This window comes from Filimonas zeae, from assembly GCF_014641615.1.
GTDB classification, from domain to species: Bacteria; Bacteroidota; Bacteroidia; order Chitinophagales; family Chitinophagaceae; genus Filimonas; species Filimonas zeae.
Genome location: NZ_BMIB01000002.1, coordinates 435,611 through 461,948, shown reverse-complemented (window position 1 = coordinate 461,948; position 26,338 = coordinate 435,611). Strand labels below are relative to the sequence as shown.

Genomic DNA, 26,338 nt, shown 5'->3' with positions numbered 1-26,338 from the left:
GGCTGTATGTTTTAAAGCAGGTATTAAGGTGACTTAAGAAAGGTTTAAGGCATGGAAGGCGGGCAGCCTGATATTTTTGTAATGATTTATGATACCACTTATAAAACATAACACCGCTGCATCTTTTTACGGGCCCGAACTAACGATTGCATCTGACTTATTTTACTTTTTCAGAGAGAATGCTTCTGCCATGTGGATGTATGATATAGAAACGCTGGCGTTTGTAGAAGTGAATGCGGCTGCTTTACGTGTATACGGTTATACGCGCGAAGAGTTTTTGAAAATGAACCTGTTACAAATACGGCCTGAAGGAGAAGATGAGCTATTGAAAGCTTTTTTACAATTGAATCCGGATACCAGACAAAAGCGTACCGGTACCTGGCGGCATCAGAAAGCAGACGGTAGTATTATATGGGTGGATATTGTTTCTTTTCCGGTAGTGTTTAACGGCAGTAAGGTAAAAATGGTTACCGCGCGGGATGTTTCGTCGGAAAAGGAAGGCAGGCATGCCGGTTTTCACCCTGTTTTGCAGGGAGGTGAATCCATTGCGGATGAAGAGGATGACGGTTTAACAGAACACCTGGCAATGGCTACCCGCATTACCTATAATACCGTATTGTTTTTAGACGCCGATGGCCATATACAATGGGTGAATACCGCTTTTACGGCACTATACGGCTATACACCGGAAGAGGTGGTGGGTAAAAAGCCGGATTTGCTGCACGGACCGCTTTCCGATGCAAAAACCACAGCCCGTATAAGAATAGCGGTGTTACACGGCAAAGCTTTTAAAGAAGAGGTGGTGCATTACACCAAAGGGGGAGCGGAGCGCTGGATGCTGGCAGCAGGCCAGCCGGTAACCAACCGGCAGGGCGGGGTAACCAGGTATCTGGTAGTAAACACGGATATTACAGAGCAGAAGCAGAAGGAAGCCAGGGCAAACCAGGCAGCGCTGCGTTTGGAAACGCTGATAAATACCACCCATAGCCCGCATTTGTTTTTTGATAAACAGCTGCGGTTACAGGCATATAATAAGGCGGCGTGCGAACTGGCGCAGAAAGCGGGTGTATTGCTGCGCCGTGGTAAAACGGTAGATCAGGTAACCCGCATGGTTACTGCAGAAGATTTTAATAAATACTGCCAGCTGGCTTTGAGCGGCGAAAATACGCTTAACCGCGAGGTGGAAATGGTAAAGGGGGAGTTATGGCTGCTGGTAAGTTATATTGCTGCGCGGGATTGCTTTGGTAATGTGCTGGGCATTACTTTTTCGGCACTGGACATTACCGCGCGCAAGCTTTCGGAAAATAAAATACAGAAGCAGGGGCTGGTATTAAATGATATTGCGTGGAAGCAATCGCACCTGGTGCGTGCGCCCCTGGCCAATATACTTTGTATGGTAAATCTGCTACAGCTGGATGCCAGCGATAAAACCCTGTTACAACACCTGCAAAAGGAAAGTGAGAAGCTGGATAGTGTAATACGGGATATTGTGCTGCAGTCTTCTAACGTACACAAGTAGCGGTGCTGCCTTATCTGTACAATGCTTCCTCTATCTGTAACATAAAGGTGGCCAATTTAGCCACATTACTGCCATTGCGCTGATGAAACGGATACTCCTTCATACCCTGTTCGGTAATCACTAATAATAGGGATGGTGTGGCTACAGATTTTGTGCTAATGGGTAAAAAACTACTCATTGCTATTCCTGAAAGCATACCTGCCGGTATGCTTAGGTAAAAAAAGGATGAAGCGAAAAAATAGCCGGCTATACCACCTGCCAGCACGCCGGCAAATTGATACCACTTTCTTATTTTGCCCATGTATTGCGCCTTTTTAAGGTTGTATTGTTCATAATCGTCTACTATGCTAACGCCTCTTATCTGTCGCAGTTGAATGCTTTCTGACGATTGTTTGTAGTTTATAATCAGTCTTTTATTGCTTAAGGTAGCACTGAAGCTTTCAAAGTTGTACATAATAAATGTATGCTCTTTGGCCAGGCGCTCAGGGCTGTTGTGCGGTACGTGGTGCATCGTTTTCTTCCTTGTCTGTGAATAATATTTTCAGCTGGCTTCCGGAAGATATTGGATAAAAAGGCGGCTATCGGAGGAATGGGATTTTGGTAAAAATAATGGCTTTCGTTGTCATAAACAAGTGTGTATAAACAGGATGCTTCCGGCTGGCATGATTTTTTGGTTTTATGTAGTCACGCTGCTTCTTACATACGACTTTTAGAATTATACATACACAATTAAAACAATCGTACGAATCTATGAATCACGAAACATTGCCCGCACAGTTTACCATCCATTATCAGGGAGCAGAACTTCCGGTTACTACCAAATGTGTTGCTTTTAAACAGTTTATTATTAAGCTGGCTAATGGCAAGTTAACCGAAGTGTTTCTGGTTACGGATAAGCTGGGTAAAGTATGGCATGAGGCGTTTAAAGGCGAAACCTCATTTGCAAAAGAACTGGGAACGGCTATAGAAGCATCGTTAAGTATTATTCAGCAGTTGAATGCTATTCTTAATTTTGATCAGAAGCAGCCTAAACTGCTTCAGGCAAAAGCAGCAGAAGCATTATTGCATCGTTAAGTTATAGATGTCCTTACAAAACGTTGCATAGTTGCTGTATAATTCGGGTTTGTCTACGCAGGCACTGGCTCCCATTTGCATGGCCTGGGTTTTCAGAAAATCCGGAAAGGATACGGACATAATAATTACGGGTATTTGCTGAAGATTTTTGTTGCTTTTCAGTTCCTGTAATATTTCCAGTCCGTTTTTACGCGGAAGATTGAGAGAGGTGAGTATCAGTTGTGGCGGTTGTTCCGGCTGAATGAGGTGCATGAGTTCGTCGTAATTATCCACGAACCCGGAAATCCGGAAATACCGGCTAAAGTGTTCTGCCATCAAATCGCATTCATCCGTATCATCTTCAATGATCAGAATTCGTTTTTTTTCGGAATGTGCAGTATCCATAACTATTGGTTTACACGTTAAAGCTATTTAATTGCTACTGCGTATATAGTTAGGGATGTGCATTTTAAGTGGCTTTTATAGGCGAAGCGATGATCTTTAAACAAAGTTTAATAAAAAGGGCCTTCTTTATTTTTCTTTAAGCTGGTATTAAACCGGTTAAGAAGATAAAGAAGGCCCTTTTGTATGTAGCAGCTATCTGTTACAGGTAGCTGAGGTTGGTTTTAGGTGTAAGCGTAAGCAGGGTTTCGTACATCAGCTGTATGGTAGATTCGATGTCTTTTTTGTGCAGCATTTCCACCGTGGTGTGCATATAGCGCAGCGGAATGGAAATGAGCACAGACGGGCAACCATCATTGGCATACGCAAAGCTATCTGTATCGGTACCGGTGCTGCGGCTTAAGGCGCGCAGTTGAACGGGAATGGATGCTTTCTGCGCCACATCCTGCACCAGATCCAACAGTTTGTTGTGTACTGCCGGGCCATAGGCCAGTGACGGGCCTTTGCCGCACTGAATATCGCCTTCCACTATTTTATTTACCATAGGCGTATTGGTGTCGTGCGTTACATCGGTAATAATAGCTACATCCGGTTTAATACGTCTGGCTATCATTTCTGCACCACGCAGGCCAATTTCTTCCTGTACGGCATTTACAATATACAGGGCGTAAGGCAGTTTCTTTTTGTTTTCCTTCAGCAGGCGGGCTACTTCAGCAATCATAAAACCACCTACGCGGTTGTCCATAGCGCGGCCGATATAATAATCGTACGCCAGTTCGTCAAACCCTTCTTCGTAAGTAACTACCGAACCAATATGAATACCCAGTTCCTCTACCTCTTTACGGTTGCGGGCACCACTATCCAGAAACAGGTTTTCTACCTTGGGCTGCGGTTCTTTATTGTCGTTGTTGCTTAAACGGGTATGAATGGCAGGCCAGCCGAATACCGCTTTAACGGGCCCTTTTTTACCATGAATCCATACGCGTTTGCCGGGGGCAATCTGGTGGTCTACACCGCCATTGCGCTTCAGATAAATCAATCCCTGATCGTTAATATAGTTTACAAACCAGCTGATTTCATCAGCATGGGCTTCTATCACCACTTTAAACGGAGCATCGGGATTAATTACGCCTACAGCAGTGCCGTAAGGATCGGTAAAATGTGTATCAATATAAGGCTTCAGGTATTGCAGCCACAGTTTCTGGCCGCTGCTCTCAAAACCTACGGGTGAGGGGTTGTTGATATAGTTTCTGAAGAACTGCAATGATTTTTCTGTAAGCACACTCTTCTCTTTGGTAGCTTCTTTTTTTTCTTTCGCCATGTCTTTTGTGTTTTAATCGTGCCTTGATGCGGAAAAATGGCTTAACCGGCACCCGGCCGTGAATGATTTGCAATATAACATTTAATGCAGGAATGCAAAACGCCGCAGTGGTTAAGCCGCGGCGTTTTGGGAATAAGATGTATATAAATCAGGCTCCGGCAGGAAGCTTATCTGATAATAATGGTAGGGGAAATAATGGTATCACTAACGTTCTTTGCCTCGTCTTTAATCCAGAACTTAAAGTAACAGGTATCATCCGGTCCGGAGTTAGCCACGCATTTTGGCGGACTTTGAAAAGCGTATTCCACTTCCACATCCAGATCTTTACGGGAAGTGATATTGTCAGGGATGCGTAATGAATCTATTACCTGTGCATCGGCGCAATGGCGGGAAACTTTTTCGCTGTAAACGCGGCTTTCGCCTCTCAGGTCGCCTTCTTTATCGGTTACCTGCAGGTAAAAAACAAGGGACTGGTTAGACATTACCAACTCGCTGTTTACTGATTTAAACTTCAGTTGCGGGCGGGTGGTAAACTGGTCCTTTTTACAGGCTATTGCAACTATCGTAACTGTTATAATCCCAACTATCAATACTTTTGCTTTCATTTTCCTGACTTTCATGCCAAATTTAGATAAAACAATCAACATATTTCAAGATACATTGTCGCTGCCGGATGCTGCTTTGCAGCTTTTTAACATTCAGTACCAGCGCAATCCGGTATACAAGCAATGGTGCGATACGCTGAAGGTGGCGCCGGAAAATGTTCAGGATATTACGCAGATACCCTTTTTGCCGGTATCTTTTTTCAAAACCCGCCAGGTAGTATGTGGCAGTTTTGAGCCGGAAGCGCTTTTTGAAAGCAGCGGCACCACCCAAACGGTTAACAGCCGGCACCTGGTAAAAGAGCTGGCTTTGTATGAGCAGAGCTGCGTGGCCGCTTTTGAAAGGGAATATGGAGCTATTGCAGAATGGTGTGTTATTGGCCTGCTGCCTGCCTACCTGGAAAGAAAAAACTCTTCCCTGGTACATATGGTTAACCAGTTTATTGCTATTTCTGCTGTACCGGAAAGTGGCTTTTATTTATACGAATACGATAAATTGTATCACACCTTACAGCAACTGGAGGCCCGCGGGCAGAAAACATTGCTGATAGGGGTTACCTTCGGCCTGCTTGATTTTGCGGAGGCGCATACCATGCAGCTGCAACATACGGTGGTAATGGAAACCGGCGGTATGAAAGGGCGGCGGCGGGAGCTTACGCGGGAAGAAGTACATGGTTTTTTAACAGAACGGCTGGGGGTACCCCACATACATTCAGAATATGGAATGACGGAGTTGTTAAGCCAGGCCTATTCAAAAGGAGCGGGATTATACCGGTGCCCGCCGTGGATGAAAATTGTGGTGCGTGATGAAGAAGACCCACTGCTGGTGCGGGAACATGGAAGAGGGGTAATTAATATTATTGATCTTGCCAACAGAGACAGCTGCGCTTTTATTGCTACAGATGATGTGGGTATTGTGTATGAAGATGGCAGTTTTGAAGTGCGGGGAAGAATGGACGTGAGTGATATAAGGGGATGCAGCCTGCTGATGGTGTAGTGCCCGATGGCTTTGTATTGACTAAGACTTGTTATATGCGTAAATTATCTTGTATCCTTATCCTGTTGTTAGCGGGTGCAGGCCGCCTGGCCCTGGCACAAACCCGCACTGCTTCTTTTGTTATTACTGCTTATGGCGCCAAAGGCGATGGCAAAACTGATGATGCAGCTGCTATTCAGAAGGCGATTAATGCGGCTTCTGCCGCTGGTGGCGGAACGGTAGTGGTGCCTTCGGGCCGTGTGTTTATGGCCGGACCTTTTGACCTTAAATCTAACGTGGAATTTTATGTATCTGCCAATGCTACGGTGCTGGCCAACCCCAGCGAAAAAGTATATACCCGCAGTGCTTTCCGCGATAACAAAGGGGAGGGCACGATATGGATTGGCGGTGAAAAGCTGAAGAATGTATCCCTCAGCGGCACGGGTACGCTGGATGGCAACGGTATCAGCTTTATGGGTGCAGAGCTGGATGACAGTTATGTACTGAAGCCTTTTAATGTAGTAGATCCCCGCCCGCATTTGTTAACTATTGTGGGGGGCGAAAACATCCGCATCCGCGATCTGCAGATACGCAACTCCGCTTACTGGACTGTTCACCTGATTGGTTGTAACGATGTTACTATAGACAATATTACCCTACTCAACAGCTTAAAAGTGCGCAACAGTGATGGTATTGATCTGGACCACAGTAAAAACGTACGCATCAGCAACTGCTTTATAGAATCGGGCGATGATTGTATCTGTTTAAAAAACCGCCGGGAGTATGAAGAGTTTGGTGCCTGTGAAAACATTACGGTTACCAATTGTACTATGACCTCCCGTTCCTGCGCTATTAAAATAGGCTCTGAAAACATGGACCGCATCAGCCATGTGGTTATCAATAACTGCATTATCCGTGCAGCCAACCGGGGCATTGGTATTCAAAACCGCGATGAGGGTACGGTTTCTCAGGTTATCTTCTCCAATATTATTGTTGAATCTCATTTGTTTTCAGATGTGTGGTGGGGCAAGTCGGAGCCTATTTATGTAACGGCTTACCGCCGCGCTACAGGTAACCATAAAGATGCCGGCTGGCGTTTTCCCAAAGGGCAGATAGAAGGGCGTGTGGGCCTGGTGAGTGATATTACTTTCAGTAACATTAAGTGCACCGGAGAAAACGGGGTATATGTAGGTGCTGAATCGGCCGATAAGATCAAAAATATTGTGTTTGATCAGGTAGATATGACTATACAGAAAACCACGGCCATACCTGGCGGCGTGTACGACCGCAGGCCTGCACAGGTAGAAGGTTTACTGAAAGGGCGTACCTCTGGTTTTTATCTGGATAAGGCTGCTGATATTATTATCCGCAACAGCTCTGTTACCTGGGCTGGCAAGCTGCCGGATTACTTTGGGCATGTACTGGAAAGCCATGATGTTACCGGCATTGTTACCGCCAACCTGAAAGGCGAAGCTGCGTTTCCGGGTAAACTGGAAGCTGTTAAAGATTATACTGTTCATCCCTAAAACTGAATAATGGGCATTCTTAAGTTTTACTGGCTTACGGCCTGTGCAGGCCTGGTATCTTTTGCCGCTGTGGCCCAGAGCCGGAATAGTGTATCGTATGTAGATCCTATGATAGGGTCGGAGGGTGAAGGCAATGTGTTTGTGGGCGCGTCCTGCCCGTTTGGTATGGTAAAACCCGGCCCGGATGTTAGCCGGGCTTCCAACAGTGGGCATACACCCGATATGGCTACGCCCCTGTATGGGTTTAGTCAGGTGCATGTAAGCGGTACCGGTGGTGGCCCCAAGTATGGCAATATACTGGTTATGCCTTTTGCAGGTGAGTTTGGAGAGATTAACCAGACATCGCCCCGCGCCAGCGAAACGGCTTCTGCCGGTTACTACAGCACCGTGTTATCTAAATATGGTATAACGGCAGAACTGACTACTACTGCCCGCGCTGCCTATCACCGGTATACGTATACCAATACCGGGCGTAGGGCTTTGCGTATAGATGCAGGCGAGTTTCTGGGCGAACGGCCGGTACCGGATTCGCGGGAGGCCCAGCAGTTCGTGGGTTCTGAAATAGAAGTGTTGTCTGCCACAGAAATAAAAGGCTACAGCCGTATACGCGGTGGCTGGAACAATGGCCCTGCTTATACGGTGTATTTTTATGCGGTACTGGATAAGCCGGTAAGCAGCTTTGCTACTTATAAAGGAAAGCGTTTACAGGAAGGGGTGAAGGTGCAAAGCGATGAAGGGGAAAAGACCGGCGCGCTGTTGTACTTTGATGGTGCCGATGTGAAAACGGTGCAGGTGAAAATAGGGATATCTTTTGTGAGCTGCTTAAAGGCCAAAGCGCACCTGGAAAAGGAGATTGCGGGTAGCACTTTTGATCAGGTGCTGCAACAGGCGCAACAGAGCTGGGAGGTGTTGCTGAAGCGCATACAGCTGGATGCTTCTACCCCGGCTGATCAGCTGAAAATGTTTTATACAGCGCTGTACCATACCATGCTGATGCCGGCAGACCGTACGGGTGATAACCCCGGCTGGACATCTGACCAGCCTTATTACGATGACTTTTATGCTATCTGGGATACGTTCCGTTCTTCCAATCCGCTGATTACTTTATTATCTCCTTCGCGGGAGGTGAGTATTGTAAATGCGTTGCTGGATATATACCGCAGGGAAGGCTATATGCCCGATGCCCGCAGTGGTAACAGCAATGGCCGTACGCAGGGAGGCTCTAATGCGGAGGTGCTGATAGCGGATGCGTATGTAAAGGGATTAAAAGGTATTAACTACAACCTGGCGCTGGAAGCGATGCTGAAAGATGCCACGATACCACCAGGCGGCAATGAAGAGAAAGAGGGCAGAGGCGGCTTAACAGATTACAATACACTGGGCTATGTATCTAACCAGTTTGTACGTGCTGGTAACCGTACGCTGGAATATGCTTATAACGATTACTGCCTGGCCATTGTAGCCAAAGGCATTAAAAGAAAGGGCGAATACCAGCGGTTTATTCAGCAGAGTAATAACTGGAAAAACCTGTGGCGGCCTGTTACCGACCATGGTGCTACCGGTTTTATTATGCCTAAAGATGCTGCGGGCCGGTGGATTGACAGCATACCCTGCAGCGAAAGCAACGGGCGTATGAGCTTTGTACATTATTCGCCGCTGGCGCAGGACTGGCCCATTTGCGTGTGCTGGTGGTGCGGCTTTTTTTACGAAGCCAGCTCCTGGGAGTACTCGCTGTATGTACCGCACGATGTGGCTTCTCTTATACAATACGCCGGTGGGCCTGCTGCTTTCCGTAACCGGTTAGATACCCTGTTTGAAAAGGAATATTATAATGTAGGCAATGAACCTTCTTTTTTAACACCTAACCTGTACCATTGGATAGGCCGCCCGGATTTGAGCAGTACACGCATACGGCAGATAATTGCCAAACATTATAATAGTTCTTATGCGGGTATACCGGGTAATGATGATTCCGGTGCTATGTCGTCCTGGCTGGCTTTTCACATGCTGGGGCTGTTTCCCAATGCGGGGCAGTCGTACTACCTTATCAATGCTCCGTTTGTAAAGCAATCTACCCTGCACCAGGAGAACGGGAAAGACTTTACCATTACGGCTAAGAATTTTTCTGCGGCCAATACTTTTATAAAAGCGGCCTGGCTGAACGGGAAACCCCTGAATCAATCCTGGCTGGAGCATGAGGAAATTGTAAAGGGCGGAGAGTTGGTGCTGGAAATGGACAGCAAGCCGGGAGATTGGGGTACGAAAGTGTTGCCACCTTCTATGTCGCTTGACCCCTTATTGAATTAACATAAATAACCCTGATTTCTGATTATGAAGTATATAATCTTATTGTCTTTTTTACTGGTGCCTGTATTGAGTAATTGTCAGACTAATGGCCCTAAAATAACACCCAGATCTGTTGCTGATACAACGGTTTTTCCTCCGGTAAGCAGAGCCTGGTCTTTTTTTGAATTCAGAAGGGTGCTTGAGAAAATTATTCTTAGTCAGCACTATCCTAATATCATGATTAATATGTATGATAACAGGGAGCTGTTGGAGAAAGTGACTGATATAAAAAATTACTGGTTTTTTAGTGATACAGGTTATACATACCAGGAGAGGGGCGACATGCTTAAAGAGTTATTGAAGCTAGCTCTTAAATGCAATGATAATTATTATCAGGACGGAAGAGTGTTTGAGGGGCGATATGACAAAGACAAAGAAATGGTTGCCTTTTCCATTCTTTACATGGCGTTTGCAAAAACGCTTATGGAATTAGCAGAGGCAGAGCGAAAAGCCTATCCTAAACTTGTACCTAAGAATTCGCTTGGTATAGATATGATGCATGATGGTTTAGCTAAAATGGCGGATGGTGAATTGTTAATACTGGAAAAGTATTCTTCCTTTTACTATGAATTATCTTTGTGTAAGTTAGCGGCTGCAACCGGTAGTTTTCTTTCCTTTGTTATTACCCGGATGCCTCCGAAGCAGCGGATTGAATTCAAAGGCCGAATGACCCAATTAGCGATGACACATAAAGCTGAATGTGTAAGAACTGCAATGCAGCAAAAACGCTAATACTGATAGTGCCAGCCTGGCCTGTTGTAATAATAAAAGAGAAGCCAGGCTGGCATTAGTATCATTCACATCGGGGGCCGGTTTACTCACAGTAGTAAAACTTCCTGATCCCGGTTTCCTCAGCTTTACTGTCTTCAACCCGGTAACTGATAACAAATTCTAGCTGGCCAGCTTCGTTGTATTCATTACGGTAAGTGGCTTTTGCCATTACCACATTTTGGTAAGGATCAAACGATTCAACGGAAACCAGCTGGTGTTGTTTGTCATACATTTCAATTGTTTTGGTCTTTACATCAAATCCGGTTTTCTCCGGGTACTGTTTATCAAATACCGCTATGGCCCAATCGGCCTGCTCTTTTCGCAGCATATCGTAAGCAGCGGCCATGTTATAGTATCCCAATACCCAATCTATGTTAGAAATGAGTGCAGTTTCCTTTGTTAAGGCTTTACCCTGCCATCTGTTCTCTTCTGTTTTATGCAAACACATGCGTCCATCATATCTGCCACGAAATTCAGTTTTCTGCAGCTCGTTGTGGCTGTTATAAAAGTAATTTTCCTGGTGCGCGAGGTATTGCGTATGCTCATGCTTCAGAAATTTCTGCTTTTCAAGTAATACATCGCCGTTCCCATACACATTAATAATCTGTTCCTGAAACTGGTTGTCTCTGAGATGGGTTATTGACTGCAGCAGATTTTGCCGGTATCCAAACTCGCTTCTCAATGTAACACCATCACTGGTTGTTCTGGTTTCCGATTGCTTAAGTCCGTTATTATACTCGTAGTGGATAGATGTTTTTGTGTTATACTCAATGTCATTACTATGCTCTGCCACCAGCATTCCATGCTGGTATGTAAACCCGTGAATGTGAGCTGCCTGTTTAATGGCATGCCATCCGTTTGTTTTTAAAATTGCATGCCCTTTTTGTATAAAGGTTTTATAAGTGTCTGTGTTTGCCTGGTATCTGATAATCCGATGGTTCTCTCCGTTGTATTCATACACGCTCAGATATCCGCTTTCACCTGCTTCTGTGGTATAGGATTCTAATATTCCGATAATCTTTTTTTGTTCATTGTAGAATATTTCTTTTCTGGTAGAGGAGTAGTCGTCCCGGTAAATTTCTTTGCAAAGGGTCATATGGTATATTTGTTACAATGTATAATAAATATATCATCTAATGGTAGTGTGCGGGTATTTACTGGTTGCAGCATTTGTATAAAAGAAAAAACCAGCAAATAAATTGCTGGTTCTGCTGTTGTGGGTATTATTCTGACTAAAGCTATAAGAAAGGGGGAAATGCTGTTATTATTAAATGTATATATAATTGTTCAACAGGTATGCCAGAAAATTACATATTGATTATAATATAGTTGTGTTTTTTTAACACGGTAATCTCCCAAATAGAGAAAAACAGGTTTCAAAACGGGATTATGTTTTACGCCTCAACGTAACACCAATAAAAATTTCATTCTTTTCTTCAGATGACAATTTCACAAAACGCTCATACTGCTTTAGTACATCTGCAACAATTTCGTTTTTGGCATACCTGCTGCAAACAGCATCGGAATTATAAATATAAGGCTGGGAACAATGATATAAAAACATTCCGGAGTTTGTGGCTATGGCTTACTTACGCAATGGTTAACTTTGCCGTATGATAACAGGATTGTATGAAACACATATTCATGTGAGTGATTTAGGTAAAGCGGTTACGTTTTATACAGCGGTTGCTGAACAAGGCTAAGCAATTTCTGGAAGAAAACCGACTGCAGCCGTACAACTTTCTAAAAAACGGCACCACTGAGCCGATGGTATTTGCCTGGATGCCCGCCGTGGCCATTTACTTTAACGATGCGGATGGTAACCAGCTTGAGTTTATTACTTTGCTGGAAGGGGCCGGGAAGCCCGAAATGGGCGTTGTTACTTATGAGCAATGGCTGGAACATAACTAACAGGGCAGCCAGGGCTTTCAGTTGTATAAAGCTGTGGTTGGATGTACTATCTTGTACCATATTTAATTGTGCCATAAACAGCATATAAAATGAGATGGATTACACGTGAACGCCCCAAAATAGACCGGATAGCCTGCCCGTGGCTCATTAAACGTTTTATTGATGCCGATGCCGAAATTATTTACGTTCCGTATAATGAGGTCTTAAAACATGCTGAACAATTAAAAGCAACTCCTTTTGATTTACCGGGCATAGAGTACACTCATTATAACGATCAATGTACTTTCGACTATTTTCTGAAAAAGCACCAGTTGAATGACCCTGCATTAGACCGCATAGCGGCTATTGTTCGCGGGGCTGATACCGACAGACACGATTTTTCATCTCAATCCGCAGGTTTGGAAGCCATATTTTCCGGGCTGGCTTATAATATTAAAGACGATCAGGAGTTGCTGACTCTTGGTATGACCATCTATGATGGACTGTATAGCTGGGCCAAACACCTGCATCACCTGAAACATACACAAGGTGGCCCGGTGGAACAAATGCTATTAGAAGTATTTAATAAGTACATCAAAAATAGCGGTTCCAATAAGGTACCCGCCTGGGCTAAAGAACTGAAAAACCTGATTCAAGACCAGATAGACACCAATGTAAGCCTTAGCCTGAAAGAAGTATCCAAAGACCTTGACATGAACCCTTCTTACTTATCGAGGGAGTTTTCCAGGTATTTTGACAATCTTTCTTACGGGGAGTATATACGTAAAATAAGAATAGAACGGGCAATTGAGCTGCTTACCCATTCCAGCTATGCACTTACCGAAATCGCTTACCTGACCGGTTTTTCTGACCAAAGCCATTTTACCCGTATTTTTAAGCAGCAAACAGGAAAAACACCCACGGAATACAAGAAAAAACTGCAAAAAAGGTAAAAACTATCCCAAGAGTCAATTCTGTTCTATTTCAGGCAGTTACAACTTAATAGCATTGCATATTATAAGTTTTATTTAATGCAACGTTATATGAGAATGGTAAATTACAGGTATGTAGTAACAGTATTGCTCTCTATGGTTTTTGCCCGTAGCGCCTATGCACAAGCACAGGCTGTCATCTATCCCAAAATAACCGGATATGTAGGTGTTATTCATCCCATTGTCACCTTTAGTAAAGATGGCACGCATACGAATTTTGACGGGGCGTATGTTGGCGGGCTTCCTACCGGTATCAATATCTGGAAGAGCCGGAGAATCGGATTTTCTTTTGAAGTAGTGCCTTTTATAAGGGCCGCCGATGGCACCAGTAAAATGAATAACCTCTTATTTCATCCGGGCCTTTTAGTATCTCTGGGACACGGTTTTGTACTTGCCAACCGGTTGGCTTTTGAAACATCAGGCCGGTACGGCGTTACTCCTGTATTAAACAAGGTGATTGTAAAAAAGAAAGACTACAGCTATTTTATCGCCCTTCCGGTTCCAGCCCGTTTTGGTAATAATCAACCAACTGCTGTGGGTGTGGGGTTTCAGTTTGGCATATCCTTTTAAATGGAAAGTAATGGAAAACAACATTAAAGCTACCTATAGCCTGAGGGAACTGATAGTGTACTTCTTAAAACTGGGTACATGGGGATTTGGTGGCCCTGTAGCACTGGCAGGCTATATGCACCGCGATCTGGTAGAAAGGAAAAACTGGATTAGCGAAGAAGATTACCGCGAAGGGATGGCTCTGGCCCAACTTGCACCTGGCCCGTTGGCTGCACAGTTAGGCATCTATATAGGATATGTACATTATCGTTTATTGGGAGCTACACTGGCAGGACTGGCCTTTGTTTTTCCGTCTTTTATAATGGTAGTCATACTTGGTTTTGTTTATATGCAGTGGCAGGGTATCCCGCAAATGCAGGCGGTCTTTTATGGTGTTGGCGCTGCCGTAATTGGCATTATTACCCTTAGTGCCTGTAAGCTGACCCGAAAAAGTATTGGCAGTGACAAATACTTATGGGGTATTTACCTGGTTTCTGCTGCTTATACAATATGGCAGGAGGATGAAAATATATTTTTATTCCTGAGTGCTGGTACTATTTACTGGCTATTAAAATCGCCCCCGCAATCTTTCAGGCTTTCACAGGCAAAACCCGGGGTTACAAAGGCCATTGGATTGCCTATGTTGCTGAATATATCCGTAAATACCTCCGGTCAAACCTTGTGGCAAATATTACTTTACTTTACCAAAGCAGGTGCCTTTGTATTTGGTAGCGGCCTGGCTATAGTGCCCTTTTTGTATGGCGGTGTGGTAAAGGAATATGGCTGGTTAAATGAACAGCAGTTTACAGATGCGGTAGCTGTGGCCATGATTACTCCCGGCCCTGTAGTTATAACAGTGGGTTTTATCGGTTATCTTATCGGAGGCTTCCCGGGTGCTTCTATTGCGGCCTTTGCAACCTTTTTTCCCTGCTATCTGTTTACTGTTTTGCCAGCGCCTTATTTCAGGAAATACGGAAAGCACCCAGGTATTAAAGCATTTGTGGATGGCGTTACAGCAGCGGCCATCGGGGCTATTTCAGGGGCAGTTATTGTATTAGGTAAACGCACTTTTACAGATGGCTTTGCTATTGGTATCGCTTTATTCACTGCCGGTATATTATGGAAGTATAAAAAGGTGCCGGAACCACTCATAATCCTGGTGGCAGCGGTAATAGGATTGATAGTAAAATCAGTTATTAATATGAGTTAATGAATGTGGGAGGAAGAGGTAAAAGCGGGAAAACCGGAGCGTGCTAAAATAAAAAAGGGCTTGTAAGTATTTACTTACAAGCCCTTTTAGTGCCCAGAACTGGTGCCGTATTTTGTTGTTTATCAGTTACTTGTGTAATGTGTTTGTCATTTGCTTGACAACACACACAATTACCTGGTTATTTTAAGAACTCTCAACTGTAGTACTTCTACCATTGTGACTACAAAGATAGAATAACTATGCAAAATGTGCCGATTTTCACCGCTTTATTATGATTGCATCTGGTATTGAAGTCCTGTTTCTACTTTTTTTTGTTATTGGAAAACGAATCACATGCAGGTTGAAATTAATGTCTGTTATAATTGAATCCGTAATAATTTCCCCTATTCTCGACATGGGAATTATTAAAATTAAAACAGTTGTGATATACGCAACTTACAGTCACAGGCGTTATCCGAACTCCCAATACTGTTAATAATAAGTCCCTTATACTCAAAATTGTTAAAAAGGTTTTCACACCTTCTAACTGCTTATTGTTAAGTCCAATATTCGAAAATGGTGGGAAAATTCGCTTACCTACGCTCATAGCTTCGATTAAAAATTACAACCTATTAGTTGTCCGAAAAGTGATTTTTTCGAGGTTTTGAGATATTAAATAGCTACAAAAAATAAATCCCCCCATTATGAATGCTACGCAGTTTTTTTCGTCCAACGCAATTCCTTCGCTTGATATGGTGAAAGTGTACTTTAATCAGAAGGCTCTGCCTGAGTTGATCAGGGAAGGCGCTCCTGTCGTTTGCTCTGTATTGAAGGTGAACAACAAGCTGTGAAAATCCGCGTTTTCCCCGATCATAAACGATGGTTGCCCGATGCAGGTGTGGTAATGGATACCTTAACGGAACAGATAGCCATCCGGGAACGTCAGCAGCGGGCGCAGACTATTCTTACGCACCAGCCCTCTTCCCGTAGCCAGCGCATCAGGCATTAACATTCCGTCAATCTCTTCAGTACTACCGGCCACTTCCCGCGTATTTCACTCATCATTCATTAAAAGAAAATAAGATGAATCAGAAAAAATCAGCTGCCCTTCAGGCGGAAACAATCCTCTTCGGGCTGGGTTACCTGTACAGTTCCTTTATTACTGCAGAAAATCCTTTCGATATCCGTTGCGATCTGGAAAAAAAGATAGATACACTTCTGGATGATCCACGTTATAAGGGGAATGATAAGGTGGTGCGCTTTTCTGTTTCTCTACAGGGTTTGTTGGGGAATAAAAAAGAGTTAAGTCGGTGTAATAAGATATTTTTTGAAGGGGGCAGGCTGCATAGCTTTTCTCAACTTCGTTGTGTCACTCACTTCAGCGTTCTGTATTCTCCCTGTCATGCCTGTTGGCATCATACTGCAGGGATTCACAGATTTTTCTTTTGTTGTTTTCCTCCATACCCACTGGTTTTTACATTTCGGCTCTTATGCATCATGCTGCTGCCGGAGCGGACGTTATAAATATGGCGGCTTTGACCGGATAATTATTCAGGCCGGATTTTACAGCTTCAGACAAAACAACCCAGGCAGTCAGCTAACGTAACCTGTGAACCCGTACATCAGGGAATATTCAGACTGTCAATTTTTTTTTATCCCGGCTAAGGGATTGTCTTGAATTGAATGGCTATACTGTAAAGAAGCATGTCATGTCTGTACAGGAACAGAGTAATCGGATCATAGAACTGGCCCGGAAATGGACAACAGGTACAATCAGTAATGAGGAAATTGCTGAATTCAATGCCTGGTACAATGATTTTGATGACACTGTACTGGAGGAAGAATCTGAAGAAACAGTTGCAGAACTGGAAGCCAGGTTATATGAGGCAACGGTAGCACAGGAAGGAATCAGCAGGCGGAGTATCCATCGCATAAGCCTCTGGAAGTGTATTTCGGTTGCGGCTGCAGTGATCGTACTGGTCATTGGTGCGTGGATGCTCAGAGACAGACTTTCAGCTGAAAACCCAGACCGGAATACCGGAATTTCCCAGGCATTGCCTTCCGGCGGAAACCGTGCGGTATTGACGCTGGCAAACGGGAGGCAGGTGCTGCTGGACGAAGCGCTCAAAGGAGAGGTGGCTGTGGAAGGCGCCAGGGTTATAAAAAATGCGGACGGTTTGATTTCTTATGAAATAACAGCAAACGATCGCAAAGATTCTCTGGCTGTTCATACCGTAAGCACACCGAGGGGAGGCCAGTTCTCCGTGGTGCTTGGGGACGGTTCCAGGGTCTGGATGAACGCAGCCACTACATTGCGTTATCCGGCGCGATTTACAGGCAATAAGAGAGAAGTGCAACTGGATGGGGAAGCGTATTTTGAAATCTCTGCTTCTTCTAAAGCTCCTTTCAGTGTTATCACACCTGATCAGCGGGTGGATGTATTGGGTACCGGCTTTAATGTTAAGGCATATAAGGACGAGCCGGGTACGTATACTACTTTGATGGAGGGAGCTGTAAAAGTAAGTGATCAGAATAAACACAATGCCGTGCTCAGGCCTGGTCAGTTTGCGGTAGCTGGTAAAGACGGTTCTTTTAATGCAGGCGCACCTGCAAATGTGAAGGCAGTGCTGGACTGGAAGAATGGCGAGTTCGTTTTTCCGGGAGAGCCGCTGGAGAGTGTTATGAGAAAGATAGCCAGGTGGTATGATGTGGAAGTAGAATACAGCAAAAATGCGGAAGAACTGAAAACTGAATTGTATTATGGTTCAGTATCCAGATGGGGTGATGCAAGGGACGTACTGGATGTGCTATCTATGACGGGCACCGTTAAATTTTCCATTAACCAGGGTACCACCCGCAAAAAAATTATAGTAATGAAATAATAACTGCAATGAGTAAAAAGCGTACCTCAACGGCTATTGAGGTACGGCAAAAGAGCACAAAAAACGGATGTTGACCGATTTTTCATTTAACTCTTCAATCAAATGTACAAAACTAACTCTTACAACAGCACGGAATATCGTATGTCCGCTGCCAGGGGGATATTCATCCTCGCGCTGTTTTTTTTGTTTTCTGTTTCTGCAAAAGCGCAGAACAATATATCTATTACTGTTAAAGGGCAGCCAATGGCGGCTGTACTGGAGCAGCTGAAAGAGAAAAGCGGACTCCGCATTCTTTATAATGGACGGACAATTAAAGACTGCCGGCCCGTGACGGTAAAACTGAGGAATGTAACGATTGAACAGGCGCTGAACGAAATATTTACCGGACAGCCGGTAAAATATACCATTACCCGCGGGGTAATTGTTGTCAGTAGCAAAGCGGAGGGCAATTCTGTAACCGAAACGGTGGGCGGACCTGCCGCCGCCGCTCCAACCATTTCGATCAGCGGCACCGTATCCGGGGTGGATAACAGGCCACTTCCCGGTGCTTCCATTACGGAACAGCTGACCGGAGCCGTTACAGTAACAGCTGACAATGGTGCGTTTATGGCGATGAATGTACCTATTGATGGACAGCTTATTTTTTCTTTTATTGGCTATGAATCTGATACTATTGCTGTAAACGCTAATCAGATTTATGCGGTGCGGCTGAAGCCGGCAGCTAATAAAATGGAAGAAGTTTTTGTTTCAACCGGTTACCAGAAATTAAGCAGGGAGCGTGCTACAGGTTCCTTTGCAAAGCCTGATATGAAGGTGTTTGAGGAACGGACCGGCAGTATGGATGTAATTTCCCGTCTGGATGGACTGGTGCCAGGTTTAACGGTTGTTTCCGGAACTTCCGGGGTAGTGAACACCGGCGGAGGTGCTAATAGCTCAAGGTATGGTAACGGCAACACTACGCAAAAAAGTCTTGTCAGGGGCCAGAGCAGTGTGGCACTATCAACAGACCCCCTGTATGTAGTAAATGGGTTGCCTGTTGTTGACTTTAATACAATTAACCCTAATGATATAGCTGATATTTCCGTGCTGAAAGATGCAGCTGCCACGGCTATATGGGGTGCGAGGGCCGCAAATGGAGTAATAGTTGTTACCACCAAATCCGGTAACAGGGGCAGCAAACTTAAGGTGAGCTATAACGGATTTGTCAACTTTATGGGCAAGCCGGACCAGGGATATTCCAATGTAATGAATAGCAGTCAGTATATCACGGTAGCTAAACAATTGTTCAATCCTGTTCAGTTTCCTTATGCAACGCTGGGTACCTCTTATGTGGCTCCCCATGATCAGATTATGTATGATGGTTACAGAGGGAAGCTGACCGCTGACCAGGTAACTAAAGCGCTGGATAGCCTCGCTGGGCTTGATAACCGGTCTCAGATCCGTGACTTATTTTTCCGGAATGCTTACACGGCCAATCATACTTTATCCGTGTCTGGCGGGTCCGCCAACTATGCATTTTACGGATCTCTTGCCTACACAGATATTCATGCTTTCGGTGTGGGACAATCTGATAAGACATACCGGATAACCCTTAACCAGGATATGACCATCACAAAATGGCTGAAGGCATCTTTATTCACCAGCCTGAATAATACTGTGCGTAAGTCTGTGAATTTACCCGATTTCAGCAATAATAGTTTTATTCCTTATCAGTTATTTCAGGATGAACAGGGCAGGAGTCTGAAAATGAATTTTGTTCAGGGCCTTACACCGGAAACACGGGCAGATTATCAGGCCCGCAGCAGAATTAATCTGGACTATGATCCCGTTAGCGAGAGAAATGACGGATTCAGCCGAACCAATAATATTGCTGCCAATATCACAGGAGATATCACTATACAACTGATGAAAGGCCTCAGTTTTCAAGGCACTTATGGCTTTCAAAAGGCCCCGGGAACTACGTATGATTATATGGATCACGATGCTTACCGTGTAAGAAGGCAGGCATTGGATTTTACGGTGGCGCCTTCCGCCGCTTCTGTGCCGGTATATTATCTGCCGCTTACCGGCGGAACGTATACGCAAACATACAATGAACAGCGCAGCTGGACAGTCCGCAACCAGCTGATCTATAACACCCGGCTGCGAAACAATAAGGATCGTTTATCTCTGCAGGCAGGCCACGAGGCCAGGGAAACGTTCATGTATGGTACCAATATGATTACGAGGGGCTATAATTACGATCTGCAGACAAGTCCTTATATAGATTACGGAGTGTTAAGCAAGGGAATTATAGGTGCCGTGTCCAGCTTTCGCAGTGTGCTTTCTGACCAGACAATGACAAGACACGAAGAAACATCCAGATATGAATCTTATTTCGCATTGGCTGGTTATACTTATAATGATAAGTATAACCTGGATGTAAGCTGGAGAGTTGATCACAGTAACTTATTTGGAGCCAGTACGTCTGCTCAGAATAAGCCTGTATACAGCATCGGTGGCAAATGGAATATGAGCCGGGAATCTTTTTTACAACCGGCTAAATGGATAGACAACCTGGCTTTAAGGGTTACTTATGGTATCACGGGCAATTCTCCCTATACCGGTTCCGCAGCTATCGATGATATTCTCGTGGTTGAATTCCCCATGAATCCCGCTGTAGCCGGTACAGGCGTACGCGTTAATCTGCCGTCAAATCCTTTGTTAAGCTGGGAATCCACTAAAACGTACAACGCCGGTCTGGACTTTGCTGCAGTAAAATCCAGGATCAGCGGAAGTCTTGATTTTTATTATAAGAATACCACTGATTTGCTGGGTTCAATGCCGGCCAATATCCTTACCGGGTACTATAAAATAAATGGCAACATAGGGCAACTGGTAAATAAAGGCTTTGAGGCAATGGTGAAATCTGTAAATGTAAGAGAGCGTTTGTTTGAGTGGAATACAACGCTCACATTCAGTTACAATAATAATAGGCTGGTTTCCTATCAGGGAGCATCACCTGCTCCTACAACTGCAGCAGAGAAGGTGAGTGCTTTTTATCTGAAGGGGTTAAGGATGTCGCCGCTATTTGCTTACCGGTATGCGGGGCTTGATAACGCGGGTAACCCTCAGATCATTAAAGCTGATGGCAGTAAAACATCCGGCCCCAATGCTGCTCAGGTAGATGATGTGGTGTATGCAGGAACCACTGTACCGGTATTCAACGGTGGTTTTTCAAACAATTTCCGGTTTAGGCGTTTTTCACTTACCTGCAACATGGTGTATAACCTTGGCCACGTAATGAGAAAGGATATAAATTCTTTCTATACAGGCCGGATAATGGGTAATCCGGGAACCTTTACGGGCAACCTGCATCCGGATTTGCTGAAACGCTGGCAGAAAGCCGGAGATGAACTTACTACCGACATACCGGGATATGTTGCCTCAGAAAATCCTTTCGTTTCTACACGAAACCTGGATTACTACAGGTATGCCAATACCAATGTAGTTAGTGCGTCTTATATAAAGCTGCGTGATGTTACGCTTTCCTGGCAATTTCCACGGCAACTGCTGGATAAGGCGGGAATTGCGTCGGCGTCTGTGTATGTACAGGCAGGAAACTTTATGGTGTGGAGGAAGAATTCGCTCAATATTGATCCCGAGTATCACGACCTGAGTTCCGGAATCCGTTTCATTCCTCCCTATAAACACACGTATAGTGTTGGCCTCAACGTTAATTTTTAATCCCATGGTTACAGTTATGTTACGATATATGAAAACTATTTGCACAACGCTGCTGCTTTTTGCAGTTGCAGCATCCTGCCGGAAAAGTTTCCTGGAGATTACTCCCAAAGGAAATCTCATTGCAACTAAGACCGCTGATTATGACCTGCTGATGAACAGTGTTAATATGTACGATTATACATTTGGCTTTCCGGGTCTGGTAATGGGCGATGATGTGGCGGCGGAAGAAACTGAATTCCAATACTCCCTCGCTACCACAAAGTCAATGTTTCAATGGCTTGCTGATGTTTACAAACCGACGGATAACCCGCGCGAGCTGGCATCTCTGATGGCGAACATCTATGCGTGCAATAAAACTGCTTCTGAGGTGATGTCTTCTTCAGAAGGTACTGAAACGCAAAAACGTGCGTTGAGGGCAGAAGCGCTGGCAAACCGCGCATGGTTGAATTTTCAGCTGATTAATCTGTATGCAAAACCCTATGTTCAGGCCACTGCTGCAACTGATCCTGGCTTTCCTGTAATTACAACCGCTGATGTAACCCGAAATGATTTTTCCCGCGGAACCGTTCAGGAAATGTATGACTTTATTATCAGCGATCTCAATGCTGCCATACCCGACCTGCCGGTTCAGAATGCCATTCAGACAAGGATGTCACGTGCCGCTGCAGAAGGATTGTTGGGGAAAGTATACGTGTATATGGGAATGCCTGCTGAGGCGCTAAAACATCTGGATAATTGCTTTTTGGCAATCAGCTCCTGGGCAACAGCCCCGTCACTGTATGATTACAATGTAACACTGGCAGCTGGTGGCAGCTTTTTGCCTATTACTTTTTTTGGCCCGAAATATCCGGGTAATACGCCTTCGGATATGAAAGAATGTGTGCTGGCCAGAACCGCTACTGGTGGATCGTCTACCGGCACGGGTACAAGCAGCGACGGTCTTGTGTTAAGCCATGAGACACAGGCGTTATTTAAGTCTACGGACCTGCGGTTACAGTTGTATTCCAATAAGTTTTCCAGCGGGGCAGTCATTTCTGGTGGAAGAATCAGAAAATATGCGCTTAAATATGTATTCATCGGCGTACAAATGGCAGAACTGTATCTGTTGCGTGCAGAAGTAAAAGCACGGTTAAATGATCTTCCAGGTGCTGTTAGCGATGTGGAATTTCTCCGGAGCAAGCGCATGCCGGCTTCAGACTCGAAGATTGAATCTGCAACCGCAGGTGATCAGTTTGCCTTAATCAGGTTCATTTTTGAGGAAAGGCAAAGGGAGTTTGCACAGGAGGGGTACCGCTGGGACGATATGAGGAGAATGAGTGTTGACCCCGTTTTTCCTTCGGTAACCCATCAGCATACTTTGTTCAGAACTACGGGTACACAGGATATATATACACTTAAACCTGAGCGGTTGGTGATGAAGCTGCCACCGGTGTTGTTACAAAGCAATCCTGCATTCCAGGATAATCCTTAATGAAATAAAAGACAAAATAATATGGTAGAGAAAATTCACTGGTGCAGACCGGGCAGGAGAGCTATGCTCAGAAAAATCATGTTTTGGGTTGTGCTCATTCCCCTTGGAAAAGAACTGCAGGCTCAAAAGGCCTGCAGTATAAAGGGAAGATTAGGGGCGGATCAGAATGGGATGGTATTTATATCTGTGCAGAATGCAGATAACAGTTATACCAAAGATTCTGCAGCGGTTAAAAACGGTATTTTTTATTGGGAAAAAAAGATCGCAGAGCCCTGTCATGCCAGTCTTGTGTTGAACCCTGATAAGAAGGGGATGGGGCTTCAGATGGATCAGCAGGAGCTTTTCCTTGATCCGGGTGTGGTGGCAGAGTTGAGCGGTAATGCCGGGTTGACTGGTTCTGAAGTGAAGGGAGGTCCCTCTCAGCAGGAATATATGACCTTAATGGGCCAACTGAAATTGATTGGCGATGAAGGAAAAAAACTGGATAGTTTGTACCAGAAGTATACGCTGGAGGAAGATGAAGACAACTTAAAGCAGGTAATGGAACAGGGTTCGAAGCTTACGAAGAAGAGAAAGGATGTACAGCAGGAGTTTATTAAAACACATCCCGAAAGCTTTGTTGCATTTATTCTCTGGTTAAGAAAAGTTGCGCCGGCAGTAATCGATGTGAATAAAGTAGAGCCTGAATTTATGCAGTTTTCTGCCCGGATCAGAAACTCTGCGACAGGTAAGGCATTGGCTGGCAGAATGGAAACTGCACGGTCATTAATGCCCGGAAAGCTTGCTGTTGATTTTTCATTACCCGATACAGCTGGTGTTAAAGTGGCACTTTCCTCGTTCAGAGGAAAATATGTTGCCTTGTGTTTCTGGTACCGGAATTTTTCTCCTTTTGAAAGTTTTTCCTTTGCGCTTAACAGAATATATAAGCAACTGGCCGGTGATAGTCTTCATATCGTATCTGTGTTCTATAATGGCCCCGGACCGGAATGGAACGCAATTCTCAGAGATGCAAATATGAACCGTTGGACAAACCTGATAGACAGGGATGGTATAATAAACAACAGGCCGGTGAGTACCGTTGCGAAAGCTTATGATCTGAGTTTCGGCCTGATACCACAATTGCATCTGATTGGTCCCGACGGCCGTATCATACTCAGGGACATAAATATGGCAGTTGATCCTGTTGGTGATATCAGAAAAGCAATAAATAAATAGTTATGTGTGCATTGTATAACCGGATTGTCCGTCAGCATTGCGTATTGGCCATAGCGTTGGTATTCATTACTAATCTGAATGCGCAGCCTCCACAGGCAGCAGCTACTGTGACAGATACACCGAAAGTGATGCAGGTGCCTTTTGTTAAGCCTACAGAAGGCGTCATCGGGCTGGTCCCGATGACGCCCTTTCAGAAGCTGCAATTTGAAGTTAACCGCGCACTGGTGCTCGATTTGCCGGATTCTGCAATAGCCGCAGTAGTAAAGGATTCCACTCATGCAAGGGCGGAAGCATATCTGATGCTGGCGAAGTATTATTTTCTGAATGGGCAGCATATGCAGGTTGCCAGAGATTTCACGGAAAAGGCGTTTTACGCTTCCGGCAAACAGCAGGCGGCAGCGCTTACAGAAGTTCAAAGAAAAAATGCTCTGAAGGGCTGGAAGCTTACCAACAGAATGATGGGCTTTATACTTGCAAAGCAGGAAAAATTTGATTCTGCCTGTTATTATTTCAGTCAGGGTACCGATTCCATTAATGGAACAGTACTGTCGGGTTTACCTGATGATCTGTACTATGTGGCCGTTGCCAGTTCGGGAGATTACAAAGCAGTGCATTCCTTTATAACCGCACGTATCGTTGCCGGGGATACGGCTGACTATCTGCGACGGTCACTGGCAGCCATTTTCAGAAGAGACATCAGTAAGCAAGGCCGCTCATTCCGGTTGTATTATGATTCTCTGGCAGCCCTGGCGGCAAAAAATGAAGTCGCCTGGGAATCGCCCTATGTGGCTGCTTTGAGACGCGACATGCTGGATTTGCCTGGTCCGGCGTTCGTTTTGTATGATTCTTCCGGCCGCGGGCTGAGTGCGGGCGATCTGAAAGGAAAGGTGGTGGTGATGGATTTCTGGGCAAGCTGGTGTATCCCCTGTCTGGCATCGTTCAGACCCCTGCAGTCAGTGATTGATAAATACAGAAATGACAGCAACGTTGTGTTTCTTCTGATTAATACCCATGAGAAGAAGGCGGATATCGTTAGCTGGATTGGACAGTACCAGATAAAACGGGGATACCACTTTTCTATATGGTATGATAAAGACCATAAAGTATCTGATGCGTACAATGCTTTTCCGCTGCCTGCAAAAATTATACTGGATAAAAATGGGGTTATGCGGTTTAGAACGATAGGCTTTCCGGGCGCAGAGCCATTTGTTAAGGAACTTATTACAATGATTGAACTTTCCCGTAAACCGGAATAGACTATGAAGTATTTTATCTGTTTTATCATACATGTGCTTATTGCCGGGATGTCTGCCCACGCGCAGGGTTATTATCTGGACGAAGGGGAGAAAGTGGCGCTGTATCCTGATGTAGAGTGGATTAAAGGGAGGGGCTTTACTGCATTTGATTCGTCCAGAATATACATTATTGAGCTTTGGGCTACCTGGTGTAAGCCATGTATTGAGGCAATGCCTCATCTGGATACATTAAGTACAAAATACAGACAGAACATTGTATTTATTGCACAAAGCGTTATGGAGGATGATATAAAGAAAGTAAGGAGCTTTATAGAGAACAGGTGGCCTCATTATACGCTCAATTTTGCCTTCGCAGGTGGAAGTGGTAGCGACTTTGATAAAAAATGGCTAAAGCCTTCCGGTACTTCTGTGCTTCCGAGAACATTTGTAGTTATGAATAACACGCTGGTTTGGATAACAACACCGGCAAGTATTAATGAGTCCGTTGTTCAGTTGCTGCTCTCCGGAAAATTTACTATTAACGCCGCTATGAAGCTTCAAAAAGGCGGCCGGGAGGTTTTATTGACGCAAATAATTGAATAATTAATGAACTTTTATTTATATAGGGCCTGCCTTGTTGTAATGCTGGCGGTTTCAGGCATGCTGCATGTTT

The 26,338-nt window shown here is 44.7% G+C and carries 23 protein-coding genes; 18 read left to right on the top strand and 5 right to left on the bottom strand.

Features of this window, described 5'->3' with window-relative positions; genetic code table 11:
- Positions 1-88: 88 nt before the first annotated feature.
- Positions 89-1,519 (top strand): PAS domain-containing protein, encoded by a 1,431-nt coding sequence (locus IEY13_RS08710; protein WP_188951596.1) that lies wholly within the window; start codon positions 89-91, stop codon positions 1,517-1,519.
- Between the two features lie 10 nt (positions 1,520-1,529).
- On the opposite strand, the gene IEY13_RS08705 is transcribed toward IEY13_RS08710, so the two are convergent.
- Positions 1,530-2,030, bottom strand: coding sequence for a hypothetical protein (locus IEY13_RS08705; protein WP_188951595.1), 501 nt, complete (start codon positions 2,028-2,030; stop codon positions 1,530-1,532).
- A 239-nt stretch (positions 2,031-2,269) separates the two neighbouring features.
- On the opposite strand from IEY13_RS08705, the gene IEY13_RS08700 reads away from it, so the two are divergent.
- On the top strand, positions 2,270-2,593 hold the full coding sequence (locus tag IEY13_RS08700) for a hypothetical protein (RefSeq protein ID WP_188951594.1): 324 nt from the start codon (positions 2,270-2,272) through the stop codon (positions 2,591-2,593).
- Here IEY13_RS08700 and IEY13_RS08695 read toward each other — a convergent pair.
- From IEY13_RS08695 to IEY13_RS08685, 3 genes are all read right to left on the bottom strand, one after another.
- Positions 2,579-2,977 carry a response regulator gene (locus tag IEY13_RS08695; RefSeq protein ID WP_188951593.1) on the bottom strand — a complete coding sequence of 133 codons (399 nt, stop codon included), beginning with the start codon at positions 2,975-2,977 and terminating at the stop codon, positions 2,579-2,581. The genes IEY13_RS08700 and IEY13_RS08695 overlap by 15 nt on opposite strands.
- 199 nt (positions 2,978-3,176) lie before the next feature.
- Positions 3,177-4,295, bottom strand: coding sequence for a M42 family metallopeptidase (locus IEY13_RS08690; RefSeq protein WP_188951592.1), 1,119 nt, complete (start codon positions 4,293-4,295; stop codon positions 3,177-3,179).
- 167 nt (positions 4,296-4,462) lie between these two features.
- Positions 4,463-4,915, bottom strand: coding sequence for a hypothetical protein (locus IEY13_RS08685; RefSeq protein ID WP_188951591.1), 453 nt, complete (start codon positions 4,913-4,915; stop codon positions 4,463-4,465).
- Between IEY13_RS08685 and IEY13_RS08680 the strand changes: the two genes are divergently transcribed.
- From IEY13_RS08680 to IEY13_RS08665, 4 genes are read left to right on the top strand one after another with little or no spacing between them, the layout of a single operon-like run.
- The gene (locus IEY13_RS08680; RefSeq protein WP_188951590.1) at positions 4,914-5,894 is read left to right on the top strand and encodes a LuxE/PaaK family acyltransferase; all 981 of its coding nucleotides are present in this window, start codon (positions 4,914-4,916) and stop codon (positions 5,892-5,894) included. The two genes, IEY13_RS08685 and IEY13_RS08680, sit on opposite strands and share 2 nt — an antisense overlap.
- A gap of 35 nt (positions 5,895-5,929) precedes the next feature.
- A complete protein-coding gene (locus tag IEY13_RS08675; protein ID WP_188951589.1) occupies positions 5,930-7,399 on the top strand; it encodes a glycoside hydrolase family 28 protein in 1,470 nt (489 codons plus the stop codon).
- Between the two features lie 9 nt (positions 7,400-7,408).
- The gene (locus tag IEY13_RS08670) at positions 7,409-9,706 is read left to right on the top strand and encodes a GH92 family glycosyl hydrolase (protein WP_188951588.1); all 2,298 of its coding nucleotides are present in this window, start codon (positions 7,409-7,411) and stop codon (positions 9,704-9,706) included.
- A 24-nt stretch (positions 9,707-9,730) separates the two neighbouring features.
- The gene (locus IEY13_RS08665) at positions 9,731-10,477 is read left to right on the top strand and encodes a hypothetical protein (protein ID WP_188951587.1); all 747 of its coding nucleotides are present in this window, start codon (positions 9,731-9,733) and stop codon (positions 10,475-10,477) included.
- An 82-nt stretch (positions 10,478-10,559) separates the two neighbouring features.
- Here the strand turns inward: IEY13_RS08665 and IEY13_RS08660 are convergent, their stop codons facing one another.
- Complete coding sequence (locus IEY13_RS08660) at positions 10,560-11,612, bottom strand: hypothetical protein (RefSeq protein ID WP_188951586.1); 1,053 nt, start codon at positions 11,610-11,612, stop codon at positions 10,560-10,562.
- 590 nt (positions 11,613-12,202) lie between these two features.
- On the opposite strand from IEY13_RS08660, the gene IEY13_RS08655 reads away from it, so the two are divergent.
- From IEY13_RS08655 to IEY13_RS08600, 12 genes are all read left to right on the top strand, one after another.
- Complete coding sequence (locus tag IEY13_RS08655; protein WP_229687794.1) at positions 12,203-12,427, top strand: hypothetical protein; 225 nt, start codon at positions 12,203-12,205, stop codon at positions 12,425-12,427.
- 89 nt (positions 12,428-12,516) lie between these two features.
- Positions 12,517-13,359, top strand: coding sequence for a chromate resistance protein ChrB domain-containing protein (locus IEY13_RS08650; protein ID WP_188951585.1), 843 nt, complete (start codon positions 12,517-12,519; stop codon positions 13,357-13,359).
- 90 nt (positions 13,360-13,449) lie between these two features.
- Positions 13,450-13,968, top strand: coding sequence for a hypothetical protein (locus IEY13_RS08645; protein WP_229687793.1), 519 nt, complete (start codon positions 13,450-13,452; stop codon positions 13,966-13,968).
- Between the two features lie 10 nt (positions 13,969-13,978).
- Complete coding sequence (locus tag IEY13_RS08640) at positions 13,979-15,157, top strand: chromate transporter (RefSeq protein ID WP_188951584.1); 1,179 nt, start codon at positions 13,979-13,981, stop codon at positions 15,155-15,157.
- Positions 15,158-15,983: 826 nt separating this feature from the next.
- The gene (locus IEY13_RS08635; protein WP_188951583.1) at positions 15,984-16,145 is read left to right on the top strand and encodes a hypothetical protein; all 162 of its coding nucleotides are present in this window, start codon (positions 15,984-15,986) and stop codon (positions 16,143-16,145) included.
- A 74-nt stretch (positions 16,146-16,219) separates the two neighbouring features.
- Positions 16,220-16,660 (top strand): hypothetical protein, encoded by a 441-nt coding sequence (locus IEY13_RS08630; protein ID WP_188951582.1) that lies wholly within the window; start codon positions 16,220-16,222, stop codon positions 16,658-16,660.
- 185 nt (positions 16,661-16,845) lie between these two features.
- Entirely contained in the window at positions 16,846-18,018 is a 1,173-nt protein-coding gene (locus IEY13_RS08625; protein ID WP_188951581.1) for a FecR family protein, read from the top strand.
- A 102-nt stretch (positions 18,019-18,120) separates the two neighbouring features.
- Entirely contained in the window at positions 18,121-21,744 is a 3,624-nt protein-coding gene (locus IEY13_RS08620; protein WP_188951580.1) for a SusC/RagA family TonB-linked outer membrane protein, read from the top strand.
- A gap of 28 nt (positions 21,745-21,772) precedes the next feature.
- Entirely contained in the window at positions 21,773-23,215 is a 1,443-nt protein-coding gene (locus IEY13_RS08615) for a RagB/SusD family nutrient uptake outer membrane protein (RefSeq protein ID WP_188951579.1), read from the top strand.
- Positions 23,216-23,236: 21 nt separating this feature from the next.
- Positions 23,237-24,430, top strand: coding sequence for a DUF4369 domain-containing protein (locus IEY13_RS08610; protein ID WP_308421153.1), 1,194 nt, complete (start codon positions 23,237-23,239; stop codon positions 24,428-24,430).
- Between the two features lie 2 nt (positions 24,431-24,432).
- The gene (locus IEY13_RS08605; RefSeq protein ID WP_188951577.1) at positions 24,433-25,686 is read left to right on the top strand and encodes a TlpA family protein disulfide reductase; all 1,254 of its coding nucleotides are present in this window, start codon (positions 24,433-24,435) and stop codon (positions 25,684-25,686) included.
- Positions 25,687-25,689: 3 nt separating this feature from the next.
- Complete coding sequence (locus IEY13_RS08600; RefSeq protein ID WP_188951576.1) at positions 25,690-26,268, top strand: TlpA disulfide reductase family protein; 579 nt, start codon at positions 25,690-25,692, stop codon at positions 26,266-26,268.
- Positions 26,269-26,338: the final 70 nt, after the last annotated feature.